At 59.5% G+C, this 25,754-nt stretch carries 25 protein-coding genes; 12 read left to right on the forward strand and 13 right to left on the reverse strand.

The features are described from left to right. The first annotated feature begins 108 nt into the window (after positions 1–108). Positions 109–609 carry a YfbU family protein gene (locus tag AB5Z05_RS07070; protein ID WP_368150719.1) on the forward strand — a complete coding sequence of 167 codons (501 nt, stop codon included), beginning with the start codon at positions 109–111 and terminating at the stop codon, positions 607–609. Between the two features lie 59 nt (positions 610–668). On the opposite strand, the gene yfbV is transcribed toward AB5Z05_RS07070, so the two are convergent. After that, positions 669–1,109 carry a terminus macrodomain insulation protein YfbV gene (yfbV, locus tag AB5Z05_RS07075; RefSeq protein ID WP_005339116.1) on the reverse strand — a complete coding sequence of 147 codons (441 nt, stop codon included), beginning with the start codon at positions 1,107–1,109 and terminating at the stop codon, positions 669–671. A 304-nt stretch (positions 1,110–1,413) separates the two neighbouring features. On the opposite strand from yfbV, the gene AB5Z05_RS07080 reads away from it, so the two are divergent. From AB5Z05_RS07080 to AB5Z05_RS07100, 5 genes are all read left to right on the forward strand, one after another. Then, positions 1,414–2,616, forward strand: coding sequence for an acetate kinase (locus AB5Z05_RS07080; protein ID WP_005349210.1), 1,203 nt, complete (start codon positions 1,414–1,416; stop codon positions 2,614–2,616). Positions 2,617–2,670: 54 nt separating this feature from the next. Then, positions 2,671–4,851 carry a phosphate acetyltransferase gene (pta, locus tag AB5Z05_RS07085; protein WP_005339119.1) on the forward strand — a complete coding sequence of 727 codons (2,181 nt, stop codon included), beginning with the start codon at positions 2,671–2,673 and terminating at the stop codon, positions 4,849–4,851. Positions 4,852–5,228: 377 nt separating this feature from the next. Further along, positions 5,229–5,549, forward strand: a complete 321-nt coding sequence (locus AB5Z05_RS07090) for a ComEA family DNA-binding protein (RefSeq protein WP_368150721.1) — start codon at positions 5,229–5,231, stop codon at positions 5,547–5,549. Between the two features lie 95 nt (positions 5,550–5,644). Further along, positions 5,645–6,556 carry a UTP--glucose-1-phosphate uridylyltransferase GalU gene (gene galU, locus AB5Z05_RS07095; RefSeq protein WP_323876275.1) on the forward strand — a complete coding sequence of 304 codons (912 nt, stop codon included), beginning with the start codon at positions 5,645–5,647 and terminating at the stop codon, positions 6,554–6,556. A 213-nt stretch (positions 6,557–6,769) separates the two neighbouring features. Continuing rightward, positions 6,770–8,167, forward strand: coding sequence for a peptide MFS transporter (locus tag AB5Z05_RS07100; RefSeq protein WP_150997404.1), 1,398 nt, complete (start codon positions 6,770–6,772; stop codon positions 8,165–8,167). A gap of 74 nt (positions 8,168–8,241) precedes the next feature. On the opposite strand, the gene AB5Z05_RS07105 is transcribed toward AB5Z05_RS07100, so the two are convergent. Then, complete coding sequence (locus AB5Z05_RS07105) at positions 8,242–9,213, reverse strand: response regulator (protein ID WP_368150728.1); 972 nt, start codon at positions 9,211–9,213, stop codon at positions 8,242–8,244. Positions 9,214–9,453: 240 nt separating this feature from the next. Between AB5Z05_RS07105 and AB5Z05_RS07110 the strand changes: the two genes are divergently transcribed. From AB5Z05_RS07110 to AB5Z05_RS07120, 3 genes are all read left to right on the forward strand, one after another. After that, on the forward strand, positions 9,454–10,152 hold the full coding sequence (locus AB5Z05_RS07110) for a DnaT-like ssDNA-binding domain-containing protein (protein WP_005349201.1): 699 nt from the start codon (positions 9,454–9,456) through the stop codon (positions 10,150–10,152). 71 nt (positions 10,153–10,223) lie between these two features. Continuing rightward, positions 10,224–11,078 (forward strand): DnaA/Hda family protein, encoded by an 855-nt coding sequence (locus AB5Z05_RS07115; RefSeq protein WP_151285939.1) that lies wholly within the window; start codon positions 10,224–10,226, stop codon positions 11,076–11,078. Positions 11,079–11,212: 134 nt separating this feature from the next. Continuing rightward, positions 11,213–11,848, forward strand: coding sequence for an SDR family oxidoreductase (locus AB5Z05_RS07120; protein WP_368150731.1), 636 nt, complete (start codon positions 11,213–11,215; stop codon positions 11,846–11,848). Positions 11,849–11,958: 110 nt separating this feature from the next. Here AB5Z05_RS07120 and AB5Z05_RS07125 read toward each other — a convergent pair whose 3' ends face one another. The 4 genes from AB5Z05_RS07125 to AB5Z05_RS07140 all read right to left on the reverse strand — a co-directional run bounded on the left by AB5Z05_RS07125 (position 11,959) and on the right by AB5Z05_RS07140 (position 16,793). Further along, complete coding sequence (locus AB5Z05_RS07125; protein WP_368150733.1) at positions 11,959–13,155, reverse strand: ABC transporter permease; 1,197 nt, start codon at positions 13,153–13,155, stop codon at positions 11,959–11,961. Continuing rightward, on the reverse strand, positions 13,155–14,309 hold the full coding sequence (locus AB5Z05_RS07130; protein ID WP_368150736.1) for an ABC transporter permease: 1,155 nt from the start codon (positions 14,307–14,309) through the stop codon (positions 13,155–13,157). The genes AB5Z05_RS07125 and AB5Z05_RS07130 overlap by 1 nt, the downstream gene beginning before the upstream one ends. Then, positions 14,309–15,322, reverse strand: a complete 1,014-nt coding sequence (locus tag AB5Z05_RS07135) for an HlyD family secretion protein (protein ID WP_368150738.1) — start codon at positions 15,320–15,322, stop codon at positions 14,309–14,311. The genes AB5Z05_RS07130 and AB5Z05_RS07135 overlap by 1 nt, the downstream gene beginning before the upstream one ends. A gap of 73 nt (positions 15,323–15,395) precedes the next feature. Then, a complete protein-coding gene (locus AB5Z05_RS07140; RefSeq protein ID WP_042052508.1) occupies positions 15,396–16,793 on the reverse strand; it encodes a TolC family protein in 1,398 nt (465 codons plus the stop codon). 292 nt (positions 16,794–17,085) lie between these two features. Between AB5Z05_RS07140 and dusB the strand changes: the two genes are divergently transcribed. The 3 genes from dusB (at position 17,086) to AB5Z05_RS07155 (ending at position 19,368) form a co-directional block, all read left to right on the forward strand. Further along, on the forward strand, positions 17,086–18,051 hold the full coding sequence (gene dusB / locus AB5Z05_RS07145; protein WP_019445016.1) for a tRNA dihydrouridine synthase DusB: 966 nt from the start codon (positions 17,086–17,088) through the stop codon (positions 18,049–18,051). A 26-nt stretch (positions 18,052–18,077) separates the two neighbouring features. After that, positions 18,078–18,374: a DNA-binding transcriptional regulator Fis gene (fis, locus tag AB5Z05_RS07150; protein ID WP_005309538.1), complete on the forward strand. Its 297-nt coding sequence runs from the start codon at positions 18,078–18,080 to the stop codon at positions 18,372–18,374. Positions 18,375–18,486: 112 nt separating this feature from the next. After that, a complete protein-coding gene (locus AB5Z05_RS07155; protein WP_368150742.1) occupies positions 18,487–19,368 on the forward strand; it encodes a DMT family transporter in 882 nt (293 codons plus the stop codon). A gap of 160 nt (positions 19,369–19,528) precedes the next feature. Here the strand turns inward: AB5Z05_RS07155 and AB5Z05_RS07160 are convergent, their stop codons facing one another. The 7 genes from AB5Z05_RS07160 to AB5Z05_RS07190 all read right to left on the reverse strand — a co-directional run bounded on the left by AB5Z05_RS07160 (position 19,529) and on the right by AB5Z05_RS07190 (position 25,415). Beyond that, positions 19,529–20,161: a LysE family translocator gene (locus AB5Z05_RS07160; RefSeq protein ID WP_368150744.1), complete on the reverse strand. Its 633-nt coding sequence runs from the start codon at positions 20,159–20,161 to the stop codon at positions 19,529–19,531. A gap of 104 nt (positions 20,162–20,265) precedes the next feature. After that, positions 20,266–20,760: an acetolactate synthase small subunit gene (gene ilvN, locus AB5Z05_RS07165; protein ID WP_005311605.1), complete on the reverse strand. Its 495-nt coding sequence runs from the start codon at positions 20,758–20,760 to the stop codon at positions 20,266–20,268. Further along, positions 20,760–22,478, reverse strand: a complete 1,719-nt coding sequence (locus tag AB5Z05_RS07170) for an acetolactate synthase 3 large subunit (RefSeq protein WP_043823044.1) — start codon at positions 22,476–22,478, stop codon at positions 20,760–20,762. The genes ilvN and AB5Z05_RS07170 overlap by 1 nt, the downstream gene beginning before the upstream one ends. A gap of 390 nt (positions 22,479–22,868) precedes the next feature. Next, entirely contained in the window at positions 22,869–22,991 is a 123-nt protein-coding gene (locus tag AB5Z05_RS07175; protein WP_279467513.1) for a hypothetical protein, read from the reverse strand. Positions 22,992–23,058: 67 nt separating this feature from the next. After that, a complete protein-coding gene (locus tag AB5Z05_RS07180; RefSeq protein ID WP_368150747.1) occupies positions 23,059–24,168 on the reverse strand; it encodes an MJ1255/VC2487 family glycosyltransferase in 1,110 nt (369 codons plus the stop codon). Next, positions 24,165–24,668 carry a phosphatase PAP2 family protein gene (locus AB5Z05_RS07185; RefSeq protein WP_005339149.1) on the reverse strand — a complete coding sequence of 168 codons (504 nt, stop codon included), beginning with the start codon at positions 24,666–24,668 and terminating at the stop codon, positions 24,165–24,167. Before AB5Z05_RS07185 ends, AB5Z05_RS07180 begins: the two co-directional genes overlap by 4 nt. Before the next feature lie 126 nt (positions 24,669–24,794). Continuing rightward, a complete protein-coding gene (locus AB5Z05_RS07190) occupies positions 24,795–25,415 on the reverse strand; it encodes a TetR/AcrR family transcriptional regulator (protein WP_005349170.1) in 621 nt (206 codons plus the stop codon). Between the last annotated feature and the right edge of the window lie 339 nt (positions 25,416–25,754).

Consider the following 25,754-nt stretch of genomic DNA (forward strand, 5'->3'; position numbering starts at 1 on the left):
CGCCCCTTGCCAACGGATTTTTCTCACCAACTCCCCCGCCCAGATCAAAAAATTCATTTTATATATGGGTTAACGTGACCCCAGAATCATCTTCCAGCGAGATATCCCATGAACATGAGCAACACTGAGCGTTTGATCCTGAGCAACCAGTACGAAATTCTGGCGAAACTCAATCCGGAGAAAGCGGACGTCTACCAGCGCGCCAGCACCATCATCGAGCGCGGCTACTGCCTGCAGATCCTCGAGCTGGAGAAGAGCTTCGGCCATCTGGATCTGGCGACCTGCCAGGAGGTGATCGATACCCTGGAGCTGCACCACGCACTGGCCATCTCATGGGGCAATCTGGATGGGGCCGATCAGAGCGAGATCAATGCCAGCCGGCTGGAGTTCAATGGCTACAGCCGCAGTCAGGAGCGGGAGCTGGCTGACTATGTCTGCTTCCTGCTGGAGGTGGACAAGCGCTTCCCCGAGCTCAAGTGCCCGTGCGACGAGCTCTCCAGCGACATCGCCATGCGCGACAAATACCAGCGGATGCTGACTGTATGGCGTCAGTGCCCTCGTCAGTACAAGCTCTCCATCCAGGAGATCCGCAAGGTACTGGCAGCGTGATCCGCACACCGACCGCAACAAAAAAGGCGCCACTGGCGCCTTTTTGCATCTGAAACGGGTTATTCGTAGAGAAAGGATTTATCGAGCTGCTGGAAGGCGGCCTTGAGGGTATCGGCCAGCTCTTCATAGCGCGGCTGAGACACCAGCTGACGACGGCCACCCTGCTCGTTCATCTTGCCGTTGATCTCCCGATACCAGCTCGCCAGCGACGGGGGTAAACGGGTGTCGGCACGCTGGCCGAGCCAGTAGTAGCCCTGCAGCGGCAAGCTGAGCAGAAACAGCACCGAGGTGATAACGGAGGGCCAGTAATGCAGCTCGCCAAACTGGAACTGCAGCATCACGCTCAGCACCGCCAGCGCGGGGATCACCTTGAGGGCGAACTCGGTGGCCTTGATCACCCGATTTTCAGGAAACATCGAATTGAGCTCGGGACGGCGCGGCCAAAGCGTCATATAATGGCGGCCTTGCTGTAACTTAGTTCCAAAAATGTTCATGCTCATACTACCTCCGAGCGCTTTTTGAACGTACTAACGGCAAAACCTCGACAAAATTTGATGCAAAGTAACAAAGGTTGAGGATGACTTTGTTATTTTTCAACAATCGGGTTATCCTTTGTACGCCCATTTTTGCGTCAAAAGCTTCTTGCTATTGACCTGTCAGGGACGTCTGGATTTCGGGTCTTGTATCACTATACAAGGGGCAAGCAACAGATTGCCAACCCTCATAAGGATAAGTTGAAAGTTTTTGGCCGCACCGCGTCCAACGCATCCGCCTACACAACCCAATCTGCGATAGGATTTATTCATGAGTAAGCTGGTTCTTGTTCTTAACTGTGGCAGCTCTTCCCTGAAGTTTGCCGTCATTGACGCAACCACCGGTGATGACCTGCTGTCCGGCCTGGCCGAGTGCTTCAACCTCGACGACGCCCGCATCAAGTGGAAACTGAATGGCGAGAAAGGCAGTGCCGATCTGGGCGCGGGTGCCGCTCACCAGGAAGCGCTGGACTTCATCGTCAACAAGATCCTGCCGCTCAATCCGGAACTGTCCAAGAACCTGATCGCCATCGGTCACCGTGTTGTTCACGGTGGCGAGCGCTTCACCTCTTCCGTTGTCATCTGCGAAGACGTGATCGCCGGCATCGAAGCTGCTGTTCCGTACGCACCGCTGCACAACCCGGCTCACCTGATCGGTATCCGTGAAGCTCGCCGCGTATTCCCGGCGCTGGCTGACAAGAACGTGGCCGTATTCGATACCGCGTTCCACCAGACCATGCCGGAAGAAGCCTTCCTGTACGCCCTGCCGTACAAACTCTACAAAGAGAACGGCATCCGTCGCTACGGCGCTCACGGCACCAGCCACTACTACATCAGCCTGGAAGCTGCCAAGCAGCTGAACAAGCCGGTTGAAGAGCTGAACATCATCAACTGCCACCTGGGCAACGGCGGTTCCGTCTGCGCCATCAAGAACGGCAAATCCGTTGATACCTCCATGGGTCTGACCCCGCTGGAAGGTCTGGTGATGGGTACCCGCTCCGGCGATCTGGACCCGGCCATCATCTTCTTCCTGCACGACAAGCTGGGCATGAGCGTTGCCGATATCAACACCATGCTGACCAAAGAGTCCGGCCTGCAGGGTCTGACCGAAGTGACCTCCGACTGCCGTTTCGTTGAAGACAACTACGACAGCAAAGAAGAAGCCAAGCGTGCTATGGACGTTTACTGCTATCGCCTGGCCAAGTACATCGGCGCCTACGCTGCCGCCATGGACGGTCGTCTGGACGCCGTTGTTTTCACCGGTGGTATCGGTGAAAACTCCGCCCCGATCCGTGAAATCACCCTGAACAAGCTGGGTCTGCTGGGCTTTGACGTCGATCACGACGCCAACCTGAAGGCTCGTTTCGGCAAGGGTGGCGAGATCACCAAGGCTGGTTCTACCAAGGCCCTGGTTATCCCGACCAACGAAGAGTGGGTTATCGCCCACGACGCGCTGGAACTGGTCGGCGCTTAATTGACGCAGTAACTCGAGGCCGCCCACAGGGCGGCCTTTTCCTGATCCCAAAAAATGAACAAGGGGTATAAAGTGGCACGCACTATTATGCTTATCCCGGTCGGCACTGGTGTCGGCGTAACTTCCGTGAGTCTGGGCGTTGTTCGCGCCATGGAGCGTCACGGTGTCAATGTCAGCTTCTTCAAACCGGTTGCCCAGCCGCGTCCGGGTGAAACCGGTGCCGAGCGCTCAACCGCCGTTATCCGCGCTGCTGCCAACATCAATCCGCCCGAGCCCTTCACCCTCTCCTACGCCGAGAACATGATCAGCTCCAGCAACACCGATATCCTGCTGGAAGAGATCGTTGCCCGCTTCGAAGAGCACGTGAAATCCAGTGGTGCCGAAGTGCTGGTTGTCGAAGGTATGGTGCCGACCGACAAGCAGCCCTTTGCCAACAAGCTGAACTACGACGTGGCCAAGGCGCTGGATGCTGATATGGTATTCGTGACCCACCCGGGCCATGACTCCAGCCAGAAGCTGAAAGAGCGCATCGAACTGGCCTGCTCCAACTTCGGTGGTGTCAACAACCCCCGTATCGTTGGCTGCGTGATCAACAAGGTTGGCGCGCCGGTTGACGAGCATGGCGTAACCCGCCCTGACCTGACCGAGATGTTCGAAGCCCATCACCACGCTTCTGACGCGGCTCACAACCTGGAAGTACTGCAAGTGTTCGGCAAGAGCCCGCTGCGCATCCTGGGTTGTATCCCCTGGAACACCCAGCTGATCGCCCCGCGCGCCAAGGATCTCGCCAAGCATCTGGCCGCCAAGATCCTGCACAAGGGTGAGCTGGACAGCCGTCGCCTGCAGACCGTGACCTTCTGTGCCCGCTCCATCCACAACATGGTCGAGCACTTCCGTCCGGGCAGCCTGCTGGTCACCTCCGGCGACCGCTCTGACGTCATCGTCTCCGCCTGCCTCTCTGCCATGAACGGCGTCAAGCTGGGCGCCCTGCTGCTGACCGGTAACTATCATCCGGAGCCGCAGGTCATGGCGCTGTGCCAACAGGCTATGGCCACCGGCCTGCCGATCATGATGACCGGTACCAACACCTGGCAGACCGCCGTCAGCCTGCAGAACTTCAACGTCGATATTCCGGAAGATGACCGCGAGCGTATCGAGCTGGTGCAGGACTACGTCGCTGGCCACATCGACAAGCACTGGATCGAGTCGCTGACCGTCAGCTCTACCCGTTCCCGTCGTCTCAGCCCGCCGGCATTCCGTTATCAGCTGACCGAGCTGGCCCGTCAGGCCAACAAGCGTGTCGTGCTGCCAGAAGGCGACGAGCCGCGCACCATCAAGGCTGCCGCCATCTGTGCCGAGCGTGGCATTGCCCGTCCGGTACTGCTGGGTAACCCGGAAGAGATCCGTCGTGTTGCCGAGCAGCAGGGTGTAGTTCTGACCGATCGCGTCGAAATCATCGATCCGGCCGTTGTGCGCGAGCGCTATGTGCCGCGTCTGGTCGAGCTGCGCAAGAACAAGGGCATGACCGAAGTGGTTGCCCGCGAGCAGCTGGAAGACAACGTGGTACTGGGTACCATGATGCTGGAACGCAACGAAGTTGACGGCCTGGTATCCGGCGCGGTGCACACCACGGCCAACACCATCCGTCCGCCGATGCAGATCATCAAGACCGCACCGGGCTCTTCCCTGATCTCCTCCATCTTCTTCATGCTGCTGCCTGACCAGGTTCTGGTCTACGGTGACTGCGCGATCAACCCGGATCCCACCGCCGAGCAGCTGGCCGAGATCGCCATCCAGTCCGCCGACTCCGCCGCCGCTTTCGGCATCGAGCCGCGCGTAGCCATGATCTCCTACTCTACCGGCACCTCTGGCGCCGGTGCCGATGTAGAGAAAGTGCGTGAAGCGACCGAGCTGGCCAAGGCCAAGCGCCCCGACCTCATCATCGACGGCCCGCTGCAGTACGACGCGGCCATCATGGAGAACGTGGCCAAGTCCAAGGCACCGAACTCACCGGTTGCCGGTAAAGCTACCGTGTTCGTCTTCCCTGACCTGAATACCGGTAACACCACTTACAAAGCGGTGCAGCGTTCCGCTGACCTGGTCTCCATCGGCCCCATGCTGCAAGGCATGCGCAAGCCGGTCAACGACCTCTCCCGTGGCGCCCTGGTTGACGACATCGTCTACACCATCGCCCTGACCGGTATCCAGGCTGCCCAGGCTGACGAACAAGCCTAATCAGTGCCTGTCTGAAAAAACCGATCACAAAGGCTGCTCACCACAGGTGAGCAGCCTTTTTTATTGGTTCTCTTTTGAAGACCAGTGAAACATGCCATCAGCGCAGTGTTGCACAGAACAATGCCATGTGATGTGCCAGAAATTTCTCGAGCGTAGCGCCGTGGGAAAGCGTGCCCGCCACCTTAAAGATGTATCTAAAATAGATTCAAGATCATACGGTTGGATTTATGAGGGCATTCATAGTGAAGCGCTTATAGCAAATATTTCGCCATCGGCATGAGGATTTGACCTGTTAGAAATAACAGTGAAAAAGACCCGTTCGATACGCTATTCATCAATGTGCCACTCGGCAATATCCACATCATGGAGGAATGGAAATGCTGATGAAGAAGCTCTCTGCAATCATGCTGCTGGCCTGCTTGCCACTGTTCAGCCAACCCGTGCTGGCCGCAGATAAGGCAGCATCCAAGCAAACAACCACAGCCGAGGTCACCAAGGAGACCGGCAAGCTGAACATCAATACGGCCACCCTTGCCGAACTCACCAGCCTGAAAGGGATTGGCGACAAGAAGGCACAAGCCATCGTCGACTATCGGGAAAAACAGGGAAAGTTCACCTCGGTCGATCAGCTGGCGGATGTCAATGGCATTGGCCCGGCCACGCTGGAAGCCAACAGAGACATGATAATAGTCAAATAAAGTCGAATGGATCAGTTGCAAATGGGGCAGCCTGTGGCTGCCCCATTTTTCTTGGGGTATGATTGCCGCACTTTAATCCCGCTGGATAGTTTTCCATGAAAAAGACTCCTCTTGTTGTTCGTAAGGCCGTGCTCCCGGTAGCCGGTCTGGGTACCCGTATGCTGCCAGCCACTAAGGCCATCCCGAAAGAGATGTTGCCGGTGGTCGACAAACCGCTGATCCAGTACGTAGTGCGCGAAGCTATCGCCGCCGGGATCAAGGAGATCATTCTGGTCACCCACTCGAGCAAGAACTCCATCGAAAACCACTTCGACAAGAGTTTCGAACTGGAAGCGACCCTCGAGAAGCGAGTCAAGCGTCAGTTGCTGGAAGAGGTACAACAGATCTGCCCGAAAGACGTCACCATCATGCACGTCCGTCAGGGTGAGGCCAAAGGTCTGGGCCACGCTGTGTTGTGCGCCCGCCCGCTGATCGGTGACAACCCGTTTGCCGTGCTGCTGCCGGATGTGCTGATCGACGACGTTGCCAGCAACCCCAAGCAGGACAACCTGGCCGAGATGGTGCACATGTACGAAGAGAACCAGATCAGCCAGATCATGGTGGAAGCGGTTCCCGAGAGCGAAGTGGACAAGTACGGCATCGCCGACATCAAGGGCGAGGCCCTGAGCGAGGGGATGTCCCTGCCGATGCAGGCCATTGTCGAGAAGCCGCCCCGTGACGAAGCCCCCTCCAATCTGGCGGTGGTGGGTCGTTACGTCCTCTCCTCCAATATCTGGCCGCTGCTGGAGAAGACACCGGCCGGTGCCGGTGACGAGATCCAGCTGACTGACGCCATCGCCATGCTGATGGAGCAGGAGCAGGTCAACGCCTACTTCATGAAGGGCAAGAGCCACGATTGCGGCAGCAAGCTCGGTTACATGAAAGCCAATGTGGAATATGCCGTGCGCCATCACGAGCTGAATGGTGAATTTATCGGTTGGCTGAAGCAGTTCGTCAAGCAGTTGTAATCGCTGATAAATCTGTTTTTTATAGACGTATTTAAGGGGCATCAAATGATGCTCCTTTTTCATTTTTGCAACAAAAAATCAATCAAGAGTAAATAAACTCTCAGCAAATCATAATGTTGTAATTTATTCACACATGCTCTATAAGGATTGAGGCGTGTTTCTCGCCCTTGCATAAAAAACTCAAAAAAATATAAGACACAGGTGGAAGTTCCAATGAATAACCCGTCAAAAGGGACCTTTTTAGGTCACCCTAAAGGGCTTTTTTTGCTCTTTAGTACCGAACTGTGGGAGAGATTCTCCTATTACGGCATGCGTGCCGTACTGGTGCTCTATCTGACCGACCTGACTGCCAACGGCGGTCTGGGCTGGAGTCAGGCAGATGCCCTCAAACTCTACGGTATCTATACCGGCCTGGTTTATATCACTCCGCTGATCGGCGGCTGGCTGGCAGACACCTTCCTGGGTCAACGTCGCGCCATCCTGATCGGTGCCGTGCTGATGGCCGCAGGTCAGTTCACTCTGGCACTGCCCCACGCCATGTTCCCGGATATGGTCAACACCATGTTCTACGCGGGCCTCGCGCTGCTGATCGTGGGTAACGGCCTGTTCAAACCGAACATCTCCACCATGGTGGGTGACCTCTATGAAGAGGGCGATCACCGCCGTGATGGTGCTTTCACCATCTTCTACATGGGTATCAACCTGGGTTCCCTGCTGGCAGGCGTGATCTGTGGTGCTGCCGCTACGGCCTACGGCTGGCAAGCAGCCTTCGTCGGCGCCGGTATCGGTATGCTGCTCTCTCTGGTGATCCAGGCCACCATGGCCCAGCGTTTCCTGGGTGACATCGGTCGTGTGACTGCCGCCCAACGCGCAGCCGCCCTGCGTACTACCGAGCAGAAAGCACCGCTAACCAAGCAGGAAGTGGATCGCATCAAGGTTATTCTGGTTCTGGGTCTGTTCACCATCATCTTCTGGGCTGGTTTCGAACAGGCCGGTGGTCTGATGAACCTCTACACCCAGGAGTATACCGACCGCATGATCGGCAGCTTCGAAGTGCCGACCGCCTGGTTCCAGTCCCTGAACCCCTTCTTCATTATCACCCTAGCACCGGTCGTTGCGGCCATCTGGATCAAGCTCGGCAAGAAAGAGCCGAACTCTCCGGTGAAATTCGCCATGGGTCTGCTGTTCCTGGCTATCGGCTTCCTGTTCATGGTCGGTGCCGTGCTGCAGCAGGGTGGTGACAACACCGTCAAGACCTCCATGTTCTGGCTGGTAGGTGCTTACCTGTTCCACACCCTGGGCGAGCTCTGCCTCTCCCCGATCGGCCTCTCCATGGTGACCAAACTGGCTCCGCTGCGTCTGGCTTCCCTGATGATGGGTGCCTGGTTTGGCTTCGTTGCCCTGGCCAACTACGCTGCGGGCTTTATCGGCTCCTTCGTGGGTGAAGCCGGCCCGATCGCCATCTTCGGTGGCATCGCCCTGGCGGCGGTACTGAGCGCACTGATCCTGTTGACCATGGCCAACCGCCTGGTTTACTGGATGCACGGTGCCGAAGGCCCGGCCAAAGAGCCGCAGGCTCAAGAGAAAAAAATGCACTCCGCCACCGTCTAAACGGTCTGGATTGTAAACAACAAACAGGGCGCCCATCGGCGCCCTGTTTGTTTTGGCCTGTTTATCAGGCGGCATCAGTGATGACGAACCTGCACATCCAGCGAGCCGCCGCTGTCGCTGCGAAACTGCAGGGCGAACGGTTCATGCCAGCTGCGTTTGTGCAGGGCGTAGTGGCTACTGCGCATCAGGCCAAGGGGCAAGCCGCCGGAGCGCATCAGCCAGTGGGGAGAGGTGAGCCCTGCGTTGGCAAACACCAGCCCATCATGCTGATCAAACAGCAGCGCCGCCATGGCAAAAGAGTGGCGAAGCCCGGACGCCATCAACTGATGGTTAAGGTAGTCGAGCAACCGGTGCGGCTGGCTCAGCAACCGGCTCTCGTTCTGCTGAAACTGGCGGTAGGGGACGTTCATCAAGGATCGCACCAGCGCACCACAAAATGCCGCATCCGTCCCCATGATCGGCAGCTCCATCACCAGCACCAGCAGCTTGTCTTCCACCTTGAAGGTATCGGGAATAAACAACTGACCCAGCCCCTTGAACGTGACCTGCCAGGGGCCCCACTCCTGCAAGCCCGGCGGCTTGAGCCCCGCCAGCAGGCGGCTGGCCGCCTTGTCGTGGGCACTGAAATAGTCGATGTGATCCATCAGCTCAAGCTGCTGCGCCCGATTGGCGCTGCCGTTGAGACACTGTTCGATACTGCGCTCGACCAGCGCATAATCCTCGAGGGGTTTGAGCAGATAATCCCGCGCACCGGCACGCAAGGCGCTGGCGACTGCCTCCATGGTGCTCTGGGCCGAAATGACGATAACCGGAATATGGGGATAGCGCGCAGAGAGGCAGGCGATCACCTCGTGGCCATCCATATTGGGCATATTGAGATCGCACAACACCACATCGGGATAGTAGAGGGCCGCCGCCGATAGCCCCTCAATACCATCTTCGGCCTGAAAGACCGTTGCCCCGTCCCGTGCGAGGTAACTCACTAACGAGTGGCGAAAAACGGCCTCGTCCTCCACCACCAGGATCCGTAGCCCGGCTTTTGACATCTTGATAAAGCTCTTATTAGTCAATTGGTTATTTAGGTATTAAGACTAGCTCAAAAGTGCGGTCAGCGCGGAAACCCTGCGTCAAAAGTAGACCTCGATCATACGAAGGCATCAGGAGAACCCCATCCGTCCGCGCAGCTCTATTCACTCGGGAGGCCCCACGACTACGACCGCCATCCGAATTGTGCAAGTGGGCGCCATAAGGGATAATGCCCCCCACTCCAGCTCGTGAAGAAGACCATGACCCCAGCCGAATACAGCGCCCTTGCCCACCCAAGATTGTCCCATCCGGCTCGCAGTCTCTATACCCTGCAGCTGCGCCGACTGGTGCTGGAAAATCAGGCTGCCCGGCTCAACTATCCCGAGCTGGGTCGGGCGCTGGCAGTGGTCGATCCGGGAGATCCCTGCGGCTTTTCGTTTCAGGTCAATGCCCGCCAGCTCACCGAGCTGTTCGATGAACTGATGGAGGCGGGCCTGCTGCAGGTCGAGGCTCAGCCCGAGAGTGAGCACTACCATCAGTGCCCGTTCCAGTTGCCACTGCTGACCCAGAAATTGCGCAGCCCGCTGCCGGAGCGCCCCTTCCAGATGCATCTGCAATGGCGTCCGGACGAAGAGCTGCCCGCCCTCGCCCGTCTGTGCGGGGTGATCGATGCCAGCTATAGCGAAGAGGATCTGGGGGAGTTTATCGCCTACTGGCTGGGGCGCCCCGAGGTGTTCGACTCCCAGCATCAATGGATGCTCAAGTTCATTCGCGCCCTCAAGACCCGCCGCTATACCCGTCGCAAACCGATGGAGGTGCAGGGCTACCAGCAGGTGACGCCGGCCCCGGCAGAGTCGGGCCCCAGCAAACGGGCCCAACAGATGATTGAAGAGGCCAAGCGACTGGCCCAACAGCAGACGCAAGAACCCGCAGCGCAGCAGGAGCCGGATAATGATTGATAGCGGCCCCCGCCTGCAGGCAGAATCAACCCCTTGTCTACCCATCCCTGATCGAGCAGAAGGAGCATTCCATGACTGACCCGCAAGATCCCCTGCGCCAGGAGCTGGAAGAGATCGAAGCCAAGCGCCAGAAGATCGCCAAGGCCAAGCAGGATCACCGTATTCACGACCCGGAATTGAGCCGCCATGTGGGTGGCCTGCTGGAGCGCATTCGTCGCCTGCAACAAGAGACCGGTGGCGGCCAGTATAACTACGAGACTCTGCGCAAGGAGTATGACGCCAAGGCCAACGCCGAGGTGCGCGAGCTGCAGAAGGCGGCCCGTCAGGAGCGGATCCAGAAGCTGATCGCCCAGGCCGACCTCAACCCCGACTGGGTGTTTGACAAGATGGATGCCGGTGACCCGGCGCTGCAATACCCTATCGAAACAGCCCGTTACTTTATCAGCGGCTTCGAGCACTGGGAGAAGAGCGGTGGCGGCTGCATGCTGATCTACGGCGACTACGGCACCGGCAAGTCGACCCTGGCGGGAGCGGTGGCGCATGAGCTGATCGCCCGTCACCAGAAATCGGTGATCTTCCAGCAGTGGGCCTCCATCGTCGATCGGCTGTTCTTCAACGTGATCCCCGACCAGGATGAGCGCAACCAGTACCGCCGCGCACTGGAAGAGGTGGATCTGCTGATCATCGACGAGGTATCGGCCAACCGCGCCAAAATGGCGGAGAGCCAGTCCAGCTTCCTCGGCCACCTGCTGCGCCGCCGTCGCAACCTGTCAAAGAGCGTCATCATCATCACCAACCACACACCACAGACCCTGCATCAGGCGATCGGTGATTTCAGCTATGAGGCGATCAAGGCGTTCAATCCGGTGGATATCCACCTGAGCGGCCCCAGCCGTCGCCCCAGCATCGGCAACTACAACGGCTGATCCCCTCTCAAAGAGTGCGAGTCGCTGGCGGCTCGCACTCTCTCCTCCCTGCCAGCTCACAAATAGAAACAACTCTCATTTACAGCAAGCGAACAAGCCACTAGGCTAGCCCCTTTTGCCAAGGGAGCTCATCTATGCCAACCACACTGATTTTCGGAGCCAGCCGCGGGCTGGGCCGCGCCTTTACTCACCACGCCCTGAGCCAAGGGCACCGGGTCGTTGCGCTGGTGCGCAGCCCCGAGATGGCTACGGAACTGGAGACGCTGGGAGCTGAGGTGATCGAGGGGGATGCGCTTGATCCGGCTGCGGTGCAGCAGGCATGTGCCCGTGCGGGGCAAGATGCCCAGGTTGTCTCCACCCTCGGCAGCTTCCGTCAGGCAGCTCCAGTGGACTATCAGGGCAACCGTCATGTGATCGATGCCATGGAGCAGGCAGGTCTGAAACGGCTACTGCTGGTCACCTCTCTCGGCTGCGGCGACAGCTGGCAATATCTGCCGCAGCGGGCCCGCGCCGCCTTCGGCCACGAGGTGCGCCTCAAGAGTCTAGCGGAGAGCTGGCTACAGACCAGCTCCCTCGCGTGGACCATTCTGCGCCCGGCGGGCCTGCAGGATGGCGACGCTACCGGTCGTGCCGAACTGAGTCAGGGCAAGGAGGTTCATGGACTGGTACGCCGCACCGATGTGGCCACCCAAGGGCTGCGCCTGCTGGCGGATGAGACGGCGGTGGGGCAGATCTACGCCATCGGCGATCCCGAACTCCAGCGCGGCTAAAGCAGCAGTACAACCGCTTAACCCCACCACATTGCAAAACGGTCAGCCCAAGGGCTGACCGTTTTCGCCTTACCACACACGCCATCTTGCTCGCGCTTGCACCATCCCGCTTAACCGGCGGTTGTTTCACCCTGCACGACTGACGGACGAGCAACCGACAACGACTGCTGCCGCTGGCGCAGCAGCAGGCAGGCCAGCACGCCGTAGAGCAGCGCCAGTCCCCACAGCTGCCACCAGTAACGGGAGACCTGCGCAAAGTCGGCCCCCATCTGGTTGAGGCGCAGAAAACCCTCGATGGCGGGGATAGTGGGCACCCACTGAGCCAGCCAGTTGAGAGGCGCCGGGATCAGCTCGAGCGGCCAGATAAAGCCCGCCAGAAAGACCAGCGGCAGGGAGGAGATCAGCACCACCTGAGTCGGCAGATCCCGCCGGGTAAATATCGCGCCGAGCACCACGCCAAACCAGCAGGTCGCCAGCAGGAATGGCAGGGCGAACAGCCACAGCTCCAGCGGATCGGCATGACGAGCGATGTTGTAGTGATCGAAGCAGAAGCCGAGGAAGTAGCTCACCGGCAGCAGGAACAACCCCGCCAGCACCAGGGTTCTGGCCAGCAGCAGCGGCAACACCGGCGCGCTTTGCCAGTAACCATGCTCGCCGCGGCAACAGCGCTGGTTCTGGGTCGCCCCCAGGATCCCCGCCCCCATCAGCAACACCTGATGGAGGATCAGCACGAACACCGCCGGCACCACGTAGTTCACATAGCCCATGGTGGGGTTGAACACCGGCACCACGTTGAGGGCCACCGCATTCCAGCCCATGGCCGCTTGTGGCAGCGCCTCGCCGTGGCTCAACAGCCGCACCACCTTCACCTGCGCGGCGAGAGTGCCACCGGCCTGCGCCAACCCCTCGGCAATGGTGCCGTAGACCAGAAAGTAGGAGGCATCACCGGCATAGCTCAGGGTGACGCTCTTGCCCAGCATCAGATCCCGATAGAAGTGGTTGGGAATATGCAGGAACCCGCTCGCCTTCCCGGCCATCATCAGCTGCCGCGCTTCATCCAGCGAATTGGCCCGCGCTACCAGCTTCACCTGCGGCGTGGCATCGGCCATAAACTCCAGCTGACGGGACAACTGACTGCCATCCTCGTTGACCACCACCACCGCCTCTTCCCGCGGCAGCTGATGCAGATAGGGCTGGGGATAGAGAAACGAGTAGAAGATCACCCCGCCAAACAGGGTCAGCATGATGGCGCGATCCGCCAGCAGGGTGCGCAGCTCTAGGCGCAACAGATCGACAAATCCCAGCATCACTCAGGCTCCTTTTCGGCGCTCGCCACTGCGGCTGATTGACGGGCCAGCTCGGCCTGCTGCTTGTAACGGCGTACCACCAGCAGCAGGGGGAGCAGAAACAGCAGCAGCGCCCCCAGTTGCGGCAACGCCGATGCGAGAGGCAGACCGTAGTTGCTCTGACCAATCTGCAGCTCCACATAGTGAGAGACCGGCAACAGGCTGCGCCAGAAGCGGGCGAAATCTCCCATGGCACTCACCGGAAAGGTGACCCCCATAAAGGCGAAACCGGGCGCCGTGTAAGCCCCCGCCAGCGACAGGGCGCGCGCCGGATCCCGGATGATGCCGTAGAAAAAGGCCCCCATGGTGACGCAGGCTGCCGAGGCGAGCCCCAGACCCACCACCAGCACCAGCCATCTGCCGTGCATGGGGTAGGAGAAGCCCTTGAACAGCAGCAGCGTCCAGACAATCCCCCACACCCAGCCAATCAGCACGTGGGGCAGCAGGGTGCGCCAGAGACCAAACCAGACCCCGCGAGTAGTCCAGTCCAGCCCCAGCCGATCGGTACGGGCCAGTGCATTGAGGCCAAACAGCACCACCAGGATCTGCCATACGGCAGGCAGAATGGCGCTCAACAGAAACTGGGCGTAGCTGGAGTTGAGGTTATAGAGCGCAGTGACCTGACTGCTGATAGGCACCGACTGCCCGAGCGCGCCGGGCAATGCCTTGCCGTCGGCCATCGCCTCCAGCACACCGACCTGACCGTTGAGAGTGCCTACCACCTGCGCCAGCGCCGAGTTGACCAGCTTGGCGATGAGGATGAACTGGCCGTTGTTGAACACAGTCACCTGCGGCTGGGTGCCCTGACGAGCATCTCGCTCCAGATGGTTGGGGATCACCACCAGCGCATAGATATCGCCACCGCGCAGGGCGCGCGCCCCGGCATCGATGGAGTCGAACTGTTGCGCCACCTTGAGCCCGGCCGAGCCATTCAGCGAGAAGGCGAGCTGGCGCGACAGCACGCTGTGGTCGAGATCCACCAGCCCCACCTTGAGGTCGCGGGCCAATCCTGCCGAGAAGATCCAGCAGAGGATCCCCATCAGCAGCAGCGGCACCCAGCTCATCAGGGCACGACTGAATGGATCCTGCCACAGCAGCCGAAATTCACGTCCCATCAGAGTTCAACCAGCACACTCATGCCAACCCGCAGCCCCTCAACCGGTTGCAGCGGGCGAGCCTCCACCTGGAAGCTCTTCATATCGAAACCCTGACGGGTATCGGTGGCGCGCCAGGTGGCGAAATCACCCATCACGGCCACATGGGTCACCTTGAAGCGCACGGTCTGATCGCCAAGGCCCGGGATGCGGGCATCAAACTCGGTACCGACCGGGAAACGGGGCAGCAGATCCTCGCGAACGTGGAACTGGGCCCAGGCATCACTCATATCGAGCAGAGTCACCACGGGGAAGCCTTGCGGCGCCAGCTCGCCGCTACGCAGCAGCACCTGACTCACTTCACCATTGTGGGGACTGGTGATGCGGGTGTCGGCCAGATAGGCCTCAACCTCGGCAACAGAACCCGCCGCCATCTTGGCCTTCTCGCGAGCGGCGATCTTGGTCTCTTCCCTCGCCCCTTCCAACGCCATCTGGTACTGCTGCCACGCCATCCCTTCGCTGTAGCGGGCGGCTTGCCAGGCCGTCCACGCCTCGTCGCGTTTTTGCAGCGGCATTACGCCGTCGCGGTGCAGGCTGGCGACCCGATCATAGGTCTTGCCACGCAGTTGGGCGGCAGCCTTGGCTTTTTGCCACTGATCCTTGGCGGCAGCGATCTGTTGGGCTCGGGCCCCTTTCTCTGCCTCTTGCGCCAGCGCCCCCGCAGCGGCCTCACCGGCCTTGGCCTGGCTCAGCTTGGCTTCAATCTCGGGGCTCGCCAGAGTAAAGACCAGCTGATCCTTGGTCAGCTGATCACCCTTTTTCACCAGCACCTCGTCGATGCGGCCCGGCACCTTGGAGGAGACCGAATACTGCTGTGCCTCAATCTGCCCTTGCAGATGCACCGGCTCCGGCTGATAAGCGAGCCAGAAGCGCCAGCCGAGCCAGACCACCAGGATCACCAGGATCACCAGCGCCAGCGGCAACAACAGCGGTTTACCCTGGCTCATCTTCTTTTTGATGGGGGGATGGCTCATCACTTCACCTCGACAAACGGGCGACCCTTGGCGGTCGAAACAGAGATAGAAAAAGGAACGGACTGGAGTGCGATCATGAGTTCACCTCGATCACCTGACCGTGCTGATATTGATTGAAACTGTTCATCTGGCCGGAGAGCGCCAGCAGGCGAGCCAGCGACACCACATATTGATAAGCCGCCGCCGCACGTTGGGTCTTGACTCCTGCCAGCTGGTTCTGGGCATCCACCACATCGAGGGAGGTCGAGAGCCCCTGCCCGAAGGCCTTGTCCCGCAGTAGTACGTTCTCCTCGGCCAGCGCCTGGGTGGAAGAGAGGGATTGATACTCCTCCAGCCCCTGCGCCGCTTCGCGCCAGGTCTTCTCTACCAGCAACTCCAGATCCTGGCGGGTCTTGGCTTGCAGCAGATTGACCTGCAGCTCGGCGCTCTTGGCGGCCTGCACCGTCTCGGAACGGCCATCGCGGCTCACCAGCGGCATGCTGACACCCACCCCCACCAGCCAGTCCGGCGCAGTCTTGGAAGCGAGCGAATCATCTTCATAGAGGTTGTAGTTGCCGAACAGGAACACCTCGGGGGCATATTTGCCCTGCTCGACCCGGATCAGCCCCTTGGCCTGCTCCTTCTTGGCAGTGAGCAGCTTGAGACCGGGGTGCACCTCCAGGGTCTGGCTCACCAACCCCTCAAGGCGCGGCAGCTCCTTGTTGACGAACAGGCCGCTGCCCGGCTGGGCATTTGGCAACTTCAGCATGCGGCCGAGGGCCAGTTCGGCGATCTCGAGGCTGCGGCGCGCCTTCTGGGTATCGATGCGCGCTCTGTCATAGGCCGACTGGGCGGAGAGGCGCTCCACCCTGGCGATCTGGCCCTGCGCTTCGAGCTTCTTGGCGTGATCCAGATGGTGGGCGAGCCCCTCTTCGATCTCCTGTTTGGTCTGCACCACCTGAGCAGCCAGCACCACGCCGAAATAGGTCTGGGAGAGGCTCTCGAAGGTGGATTGCTGCTTGAGCACCAGCAGCTGCTGCGCCTCGCTCACCTGCGCTTGGCGGATATCCTGCGCCGCATCGATGCGACCACCGGCAAACAGCGGCCAGAGCATCTTGACCGAGCTGGTCACCACATTCTGTTTGGTCAGGGGGGTGACAAATGCGTTGGCCCCGACCCCGAACAGGCTGCCGAGCGCCAGGATCAGATCTTTTTGCTTGGCCAGCGGATTGAGATCGAGGGCATCAAGTTCAATCGGCTGATCAAGATGGGTATAGCTGGCCCCCAGATCCACCTTGGGCAGATACATGTCCTTGGCCGCCTCGCGCAGCTGCTTGGCCCGATCGACCCCGGCCTGCTCGGCAGCCAGCCCTTCATCCTGCTGGATGACCCGGGTCCAGGCTTCGCCAAAACTGATGGTTTGCGCCTGCGCCGACCCCAGCACGGCCCCCATCAGACACGGCCAGAGTGATTTAATGAACCTTGACGTCATAGATCCCCAATCCGCTTTTGTTGCATAAATGTTTGGAGCATTTGCTCGATTTAAGCCCGCTATCATAACGCAAAGCGGGCCTGCAAGTGGACTGACAATTATGCAGGCGTCCGACCCGAATGGTACAGCGCTCACTCTCCGGCAATCTGGCCGTTTTTCAATAACTCCAGAATTTGCAAGCCTTGGCGCGACGTTTTTTTCAGAAAAAAATGGCTGACGCTCAAATACTAACCTTTTCTCCTGCCTAAAAAATGCGTAATATACGCCGCCCTAAGCCGATGGTAACCGTGGAATGCAGATAGGTCCCCACACGCTTGAAACTCCCTTGATTGTGGCTCCCATGGCCGGTGTAACTGACCGACCATTCCGTGAACTTTGTTTGCGATTGGGGGCTGGCATGGCCGTTTCCGAGATGCTGCTGGCCAACCCGGATGTCTGGGATACCCAGAAAACCCGGATGAGGATGGATCACTCTGCAGAAGGCGGATTGCGATCGGTCCAGATTGCCGGAGCCGACCCCGAGATGATGGCGTTTGCTGCCCGCTACAACGTGGAGCAGGGCGCACAGATCGTCGACATCAACATGGGATGTCCGGCAAAAAAAGTGAATAAGAAGTTGGCAGGTTCTGCCCTGCTGCGTGCCCCCGATCAGGTCAAAGCAATTTGCCGGGCCGTGGTGGATGCAGTGGAGGTGCCTGTCACCTTGAAGATCCGCACAGGATGGGATCCGGATAACCGCAATGGCGTGGAGATCGCCCGAATCGCCGAAGATTGCGGTATCGCGGCCCTTGCCGTGCATGGTCGTACCCGTGCCTGCCTCTACAAGGGCGAAGCGGAGTACGACACGATCAGGGCGATTAAGCAGGCCGTATCGATTCCTGTTGTCGCCAATGGTGACATCAACAGCCCGGAGAAAGCCCGGTATGTCCTCGACTATACCGGCGTTGACGCCGTGATGATCGGCCGAGCTGCGCAAGGACGACCCTGGATTTTCCGGGAAATCCGTCATTTTCTTGAGACGGGCACCAAGCTGCCGCCTCCCGAGAGGGAAGAGGTTCGCACCCTGATGAACGAGCATGTAACCAACCTGCACCGGTTTTATGGTGCATATCTGGGAGCGCGCATAGCCCGTAAACACGTGGGCTGGTATCTGGATGAAGAAGAGACGGGCCGAGAATTCCGTAAGCACTTCAATGCCTTGGATTGCGCAGACGCGCAACTTGAGGCACTCGAAGCGTATTTCGATGGATTAGGTTAACAAGATAACTAAAGAGCCGACCGAATATGTTCGAACAAACCCTGACTTCTGATGCATTGGTAACAACTACTCACAATCACGCTGCCGAGCCGACCCAGCGCCCCCTGCGTGACTCTGTGCAACAGGCCCTGCGTAACTACCTGGCCCAGTTGAACGGTCAGGAAGTGATTGATCTGTACGATATGGTTCTCTCCGAAGTCGAAGCGCCGATGCTGGACGTGATCATGCAGTACACCCGTGGTAACCAGACTCGCGCTGCCGTGATGATGGGTATCAACCGTGGCACCCTGCGCAAGAAGCTCAAGCGTTACGGCATGAACTGATTGCTGGCCGCGAGCCGCGACGGCGGTTCAAGGCTGATGCGAAAGGCGCCAGGTAGCAATACCTGGCGCCTTTCCTTTATGCTCTCCCATCCATTTCACCATGACGACCCCGATGAACCGCACTCCCCTGCTGCTGATGGTACTGGTCACCCTGCTGGCCGCCGCCGGCTGGCTCTTCTCGAAAGAGGCGATCCGCGAACTGCCCCCTGCCGCCTTTATCGGCAGCCGCTTCCTGCTGGCCGCCCTGCTGTTGCTCCCCCTCGCCTGGCTGCGCGAACCGCCGCCGACTCGCGCCCAACTGGTGCGCGCCGCCGGTTGCGGCACATTGCTCGGTGCCAGCCTGCTGCTGTGGGTCACCGCCATCAGCCAGAGCGATGCGCTGGGCAGCGGCGCCTTTATCATGAGCGTCGCCACCCTGATGGCCCCGCTGGCCGCATGGGGAGCCTTTCGGGCCAAGCCCGGCCGCCACTACTGGCTCACCCTGCCCATCGCCATCGCCGGTTTGCTGCTGCTCTCCAGCAGTACCCACTGGGGCGTGTCGCTCTCGCTGTTCTGGTTTCTGGCGGCGGCCACCACCCTCGGTATCCAGCTTGCCGTCCATCGCCACTTCGCCCAATCCATTGCCCCCACCTGGCTCACCTGCATCCAGCTGGCGATGACCGGCCTGTTCGGCACCCTGCTCTCCCTGCTGACCGAACAGTGGCCCGAGGCTGGAGTCAGTAACGGCATCTGGGGCTGGTTTGCGGCGAGCGTCTTGATCGCCACCACCCTACGCTACTGGCTGCTCACCCATGCGTTGAGCAAGATGACTACCGCCCACGCCGCCCTGATGATGCTGCTGGAACCGGTCTGGACTCTGCTGCTGAGCACCCTCTTCTACAACGAACCCCTCGGCGGCGCCAAACTGGCCGGAGCCGGACTGGTACTCGGCGCCCTGGTGCTTTACCAACTGCCCCTGCTATTGCGCAGTCACATGCTGAAACCGGCACGCTAGATGCCCACTGCAAACACCTCAGAGCAGATGAAACAACCAACAAAAAGGGGCCTGCAGTTGCAAGCCCCTTTTGTTGCATTGCCACAGCGAACTGCTTGGGCCATGTTCTCGGCTCGACCTCATGCGTCTGATCCCTTCTTGAACATCCCCTGGCCGCCAGTTAGCGACTGGAAAGCGCGAGCTTGAGCCCGAGTCCGACAAACAGGGTGCCGATGCCCCGGTTGAGCCAGCGACCGAGACGCTGTGACAAGCGTACCTTGTGGCTGGCATAGACGGTGGTAAAGACCAGCAGGTGACACCAGATGATACCGCCCAGATTGAAGATGCAGCCGAGCAGAATAAAGGCGAGCGCCTTGTCGGGGGCATCCGGGGCGATGAACTGGGGCACAAAGGCGAGGAAAAAGAGCGCCACCTTGGGGTTGAGCACATTGGTCAGCACTCCCTGCCGGTAAATCTGGCCATAGGAGAGAGCTGGCAGGGTGGCCCCTCTCTCCATGGCACCCGTAGCCTGCTGGCGCAGCAGGGAGAACCCCAGATAGATGAGGTAGATGGCGCCAGCCAGCTTGATAAGGGCAAACAGTTCGGCCGACGCGCTGAGCAGGGCCGACAGACCGAGGGCCGCCGCCAGCACATGCACCATGACACCGGTGCCGATGCCCAACGTCGCGACCGAACCGGCACGCCACCCTTGCGAGCCACTGCGCAACATGACCAGCAGGGAGTCGGGTCCCGGCATGATATTGAGCAGCAACCCCGAGACCATAAACAGTGCAAGATCATGAATACCGAACATCCCCCCTCCCCTCGTAAAGCAAAACCAAACAAAAAGGGCTCCGCAGAGCCCTCTTTTCTTTCACTCTGCGGCAGCTGACGTGTCATCAGCTGTCCCGCCAGCCATCAGGGCCGCAGCGCCTTGTCCGCCCGCGAGATGCCGCAGACGCCGGAGCGCACCACTTCGATGATCTCGTTGGTCTGGGCGGCAGTCTTGATAAAGGCATCCAGCTTCTCGCTGGTGCCCACCAGCTGTACCGTGTACTGCTCGGGGGTGACATCGACGATCTGGCCACGGAAGATATCCGCCAGCCGTTTCAGCTCGTCACGGGCGCCACCGGCGGCGCGCGCCTTGACCAGCGCGATCTCCCGCTCGATATGCTCCCCTTCGCTCAAGTCACACACCTTGAGCACATCCACCAGCTTGTGCAGTTGCTTCTGGATCTGCTCCAGCACCCGCTCGTCACCCATGGTGACGATAGTCATGCGCGACAGGGTGGGATCCTCGGTCGGCGCCACCGTCAGGGTCTCGATGTTGTAGCCGCGCTGGGAGAAGAGACCCACCACGCGGCTCAGGGCGCCGGATTCGTTCTCCAGCAGTACTGAAATGATGTGTCTCATCAGGTTCTCTCCGTCTTGCTCAGCCACATCTCATCCATGGCGCCAAACTTGATCTGCATCGGATAGACGTGCTCATCCGGGTCGACCGAGATATCCATGAACACCAGCCGATCCTTCATGGCGAAGGCTTTCTCCATGGCGCTCTCCAGCTCAGCCGGATCACTCACCGCGATGCCGACGTGGCCGTAGGCTTCCGCCAGTTTGACGAAGTCCGGCAGGGACTCCATGTAGGAGTGGCTGTGACGGCCGCCGTAGAACATCTTCTGCCACTGCTTGACCATGCCCAGCGCACGGTTGTTGATGGAGATGATCTTGATGGGCACCCCGTACTGCATGCAGGTCGAGAGCTCCTGAATGTTCATCTGCACCGAGCCATCGCCGGTGACGCAGCAGACCACCGCATCCGGGTTGGCAAACTGGGCCCCCATGGCGGCCGGAATGCCGAAGCCCATGGTGCCGAGGCCCCCTGAGTTGATCCACTGGCGCGGTTTGGCAAACGGGTAGTAGAGGGCAGCAAACATCTGGTGCTGGCCGACGTCGGAGGCAACGAACGCCTGACCCTGAGTCACCTTGTAGAGGGTCTCGATAACCTGTTGCGGCTTGATCTGGGTGGCCGACTTTTCGTAGGCCAGACAGTGACGGGAGCGCCACTGGTTGATCTGGCTCCACCAGTCCGCCAGCGCCTCCTTGTCGTTATCGAAGCCACACTCGCGGATCACTTCCAGCATCTGCTCCAGCACGGTTTCCACCGAGCCGACGATGGGCACATGGGCCTGCACCGTTTTGGAGATAGAGGTGGGGTCGATATCGATATGAACCACGGTCGCATTGGGGCAGAACTTGGCCACGTTGTTGGTGACGCGGTCATCGAAGCGGGCTCCCACGGCGAAGATGAGATCCGCGTTGTGCATGGTTTTGTTGGCTTCGAAGGTGCCGTGCATCCCCAGCATGCCGATAAATTGCGGATGGACGCCGGAGAAAGCCCCCAGTCCCATCAGGGTGGTGGTCACCGGCAGATTCAGCAGCTCCGCCAGCTTGGTCACCAGATGGTCCGCATTGGCGTTGATGGCGCCGCCGCCCACGTACATCACTGGGCGCTGGGCATCCACCAGCAGCTTGGCTGCCCGCTTGATCTGCCCTTTATGGCCAGACTTGGTCGGGTTGTAGGAGCGCAGGGAGACCGTCTCGGGATACTGGTAGGGGAATTTTTCTTTCGGGTTCTGCACATCTTTGGGCAGATCCACCACCACCGGCCCCGGGCGGCCGCTGGCGGCAATGTAGTAGGCCTTCTTGATGGCCTCGGGAATATCGCTCGCCTTCTTGCACAGGAAGCTGTGCTTCACCACCGGGCGGGAGATACCGATCATGTCGGTCTCCTGGAACGCATCCTCACCGATCATGCTGGTCGGCACCTGGCCGGAGAGGATCACCAGCGGAATGGAATCCATATAGGCGGTGGCAATACCGGTAATGCAGTTGGTCGCTCCCGGGCCTGACGTTACCAGCACAGTCCCCACCTTGCCGGTGGAACGGGCGTAACCGTCAGCCATGTGAACCGCGGCTTGCTCGTGCCGCACCAAGACATGCTCCATCTTGCCGTTTTCGAAGAGAGCGTCATAGATGTCGAGCACTGAGCCACCAGGGTAGCCGAAGACGTGCTCAACTCCCTGATCTTCCAGCGCTCTAACCACCATCTGGGCGCCTGATAACATCTCCATGATAAAGCCCTCCAGGCTTTGCTCCGTTTAGCGAATCCCGCCGACGATGCCGTGCTTCCCGGCACGGCCCGATCCGTTTCTTGTTGTTATCTGAATGCAGATCGGCCCAATTCAGCCCCGTCGACAGTAGAAAAAAAGGATTTTTCCGTCATTCACCCGAAAATAGGGTGAAAAACCAACTTAACCCGCTTCATAACGCTTGTCCACGGCTTTATCTGACCAGAACAGTCATACATTTCAACCGGCTATTAACATTCAATGACTTGCCGTAGCGACCATGAGACAAAAAGGAAGGAAGTCGGGGAATGGCCAGCGGATCATTCCGCAGAGGGGAAAAACAGCCACAAAAAAGCCCACCGCTCAGCGGTAGGCTTGATGCCGAATGATGACTCAGTTCTCCTGATCCGGCTCCGCCAGCCAGATCTGCTGATCCGGATCGGTCTCTTCACTGACCGAGATGCTGACACCCATATCGAGCAACTCGTGCAGGGTGAGATTATCAGCCAGGTTCATGACTTCTCCGTTTTCATTGGTAAAGCGCATTTGCTCCGTCCTCTCCTTGGTGGGATCGCCTTTCAGTCTAGTCAACAACGCTCACTTGCGATAACCAGCAACTGGATAAACAGTCGCCCCCATCCAGCTCGCTCAGGCTATCACTCACCTCCTCCGGAAACAGAGTGCGAGCCCAGAGCCGCCGCGACAGAGAGGCCACGCTCTCGTCAGCGCCCGCCGCCAGCCAGCGGGCCAGCTCCCCCGCTACATCGGGGTAACAGACCGCCCCGGGCGAGGCGATGTCGAGCCAGGTGCGCACCAGATTGGCATCGAGCACATCCATCAGAGTTGCCAGCCCCATCATCTCTAGAGTCTTGCCATTGGTCAGCTGCTCGAACTGGCCGCCGAGGGGCTTGACCAACAGCTTCTTGCCGAGGGTGAGCGCCTCGGAAGCCAGCTCGAAACCCGCGTTGGATATCACGCCGCGACAACCGGCCAGTACGGCGATAAACCCGTGCCGCGACGGCGGCTCGAAGCGCAGGTTGCGCCATTGGCTGGGGGTGCGAATGGCGGGGTGAAAGCAGACGAAGCGTTGCTGACCAAATCGCGACAACAGGGCGGCGATCGCCTCGGTCTGCTCGAACGGCAGATAGACCAGGATCTCGCCGTTATCCGGCGCAGCGGCGATAGGGTCGATCACCGGCGGCAACAAGGGGTGACCGAAGTGAAACCAGTGCAGCCCGAGCGGCTGATCCACAGGAGCAAAGTGGCGCATCAGCTGGCGGCTGACCCCATCCTCCCCCCAACGCGGGATGGGCCAGTTGAAGCTGGCCTGATGACTGACGGTGAGGCTCGGCTTGCCATAGCGGCGGGCAGCGTGGGCGGTCAGCGGCTCAAAATCGCTCACCACCAGATCGTATTCGCTGCAATCGAGAGACCGCAGATCCCGCCAGAAGGTGAGCGGCGAGGCGGCTTGCAGGGTGCGCCAAGGAGAAACTCGCCCCTCGTGGCTGACAAAAGTGAGGCCGGGAAAGGCGCGGTAGGCGCCAAACTCCTCCATGTCGAAGTAGCGGTCTGCGGGGCGACCGCTGAAGAGATAATCCACCTCGACCCCTGCCGTGCGCAGCGCTCGGGCCAGGGTGCGACTGCGACTGATATGACCGTTGCCGGTGCCTTGCACCCCAAACAGTATCCTCATGAGTGGCTCCAGCCGAGCGCCAGCACGGCGCAACCGCCACCCAGCAGGGCACCGGCCACCAGATCACTCAGGTAGTGTACCCCGAGCAGCAACCGGGATGCTCCCACCAGCGCCGCCCAGCCAAACAACAAGGGTGCCCAGAGCGGAAAGCCGGTGGCTAAAATGGTGGCCATCAGAAAAGCGGCGGCGGTGTGGCCGGAAGGGAGGCTGTAGCGATCGGAAGGAGTGATAAAGACTGGCAAGCCGACCGGCCGTTGCCGTTTCAGGCTGTTTTTCAGCAGCAGATAGAGGGGCAGTTCGATGGCGAAGGCAAGCAGCGCCAGTCGCACCAGCTCCCGCTCTGCCTCCCCCTGCCACCAGAGCAGGGCGGCCAGCACAGCGTAAAGCGGGCCATCGCCGGTGCGGGAAATGAGACGACTCACCCTCGCCTGCTGCCGGTTGTAGCCGTGAAGCAGGCAGACCCGGCACACCTGCAGGTCCCATTGCTGGATCTTGTTCATATCCCCTCCTTCCCTGAATTCTGCTTGCAGAGTAAGAAAGCGGGATGACGTTACGTTGAACAAGGGATAACAGATTTATGAAAAAAGGGCCGAATGGCCCCTTTTAATCTCGATGTTGCGGCAAAATCAGTGGCTGCCGCGCAGACCGGTCTCCATCAGACGGCAGTTGTGGTCCGCCAGACGGGCCATGAAGTGCTCATCCACTTTCAGGCCAAACACCTGCTCGTAGAGATCTTTCATCACGAACGGCTGCCACATCATGCTGAGGAAGGAGATCTTCAGCATGTCGGGATCCAGGTTGTCACCCAGCTCGCCGTTAGACTTCATGGTTTCCAGCAGGGCATCGAACTGCGGCAGCTGACGCTCCAGCAGGCGGTTCAGCACAAAATCCCGGCCCGGGCTTTTCTCGGTCGACAATGCGCTGGAGATGGCAGAGGTCAGCTCGCTGTTGGGCGCCATCACCTGATAGTAGGTGTTGAGCAGCTCGTTGAGGCTGTGATTGCTGTGTTCATCTTGCCAGGCATGGTCGAGGGGCTCGGCGACATCGCCCAACACCGCTTTGTAAAGACCCTCTTTACTGCCGAAGTAGTAGTGGATCATTGCCAGATTGGAGCCAGCAAGCTCCGCGATTTCGCGTGTAGTCACCTTGCTATAGGGAGTATTGAGAAAACGCTCACGGGCGGCAGCAAGCAACTTGTCACGAATGTCAGAACGTCCGACCGGACGACCAGGTCTACGTTTTTCCATTTAACACCTCAGATAATTCAGCCAATGCTGATAAGTCGATCTGGTTGTGCAGAGAATAGAGCACAGCAGGAATGACCAGATAATCGGTCATGGGCCGAATATGGGACAAGGAAATTTGCAATCCTTTACAATCCGATTAAATACGTCAGCAGATTGCCCCTGACCTTCCGTGTTGACACAGCATAAAAATCTCGATATTGGTAAAAGCGTTATCGACTGGAAGGAATAACAACGTCATGCGTATCGCCACCCCGCTACTAATCTCCCTAATCGCGTTAACTCGCGCGGGATCCTTGTAGCCGGGCTAAGGCATAGCCGGAATTTACAAAAACCCGTGCA

It is taken from the genome of Aeromonas sp. R2-4, assembly GCF_040908365.1.
GTDB classification, from domain to species: domain Bacteria; phylum Pseudomonadota; class Gammaproteobacteria; order Enterobacterales; family Aeromonadaceae; genus Aeromonas; species Aeromonas veronii.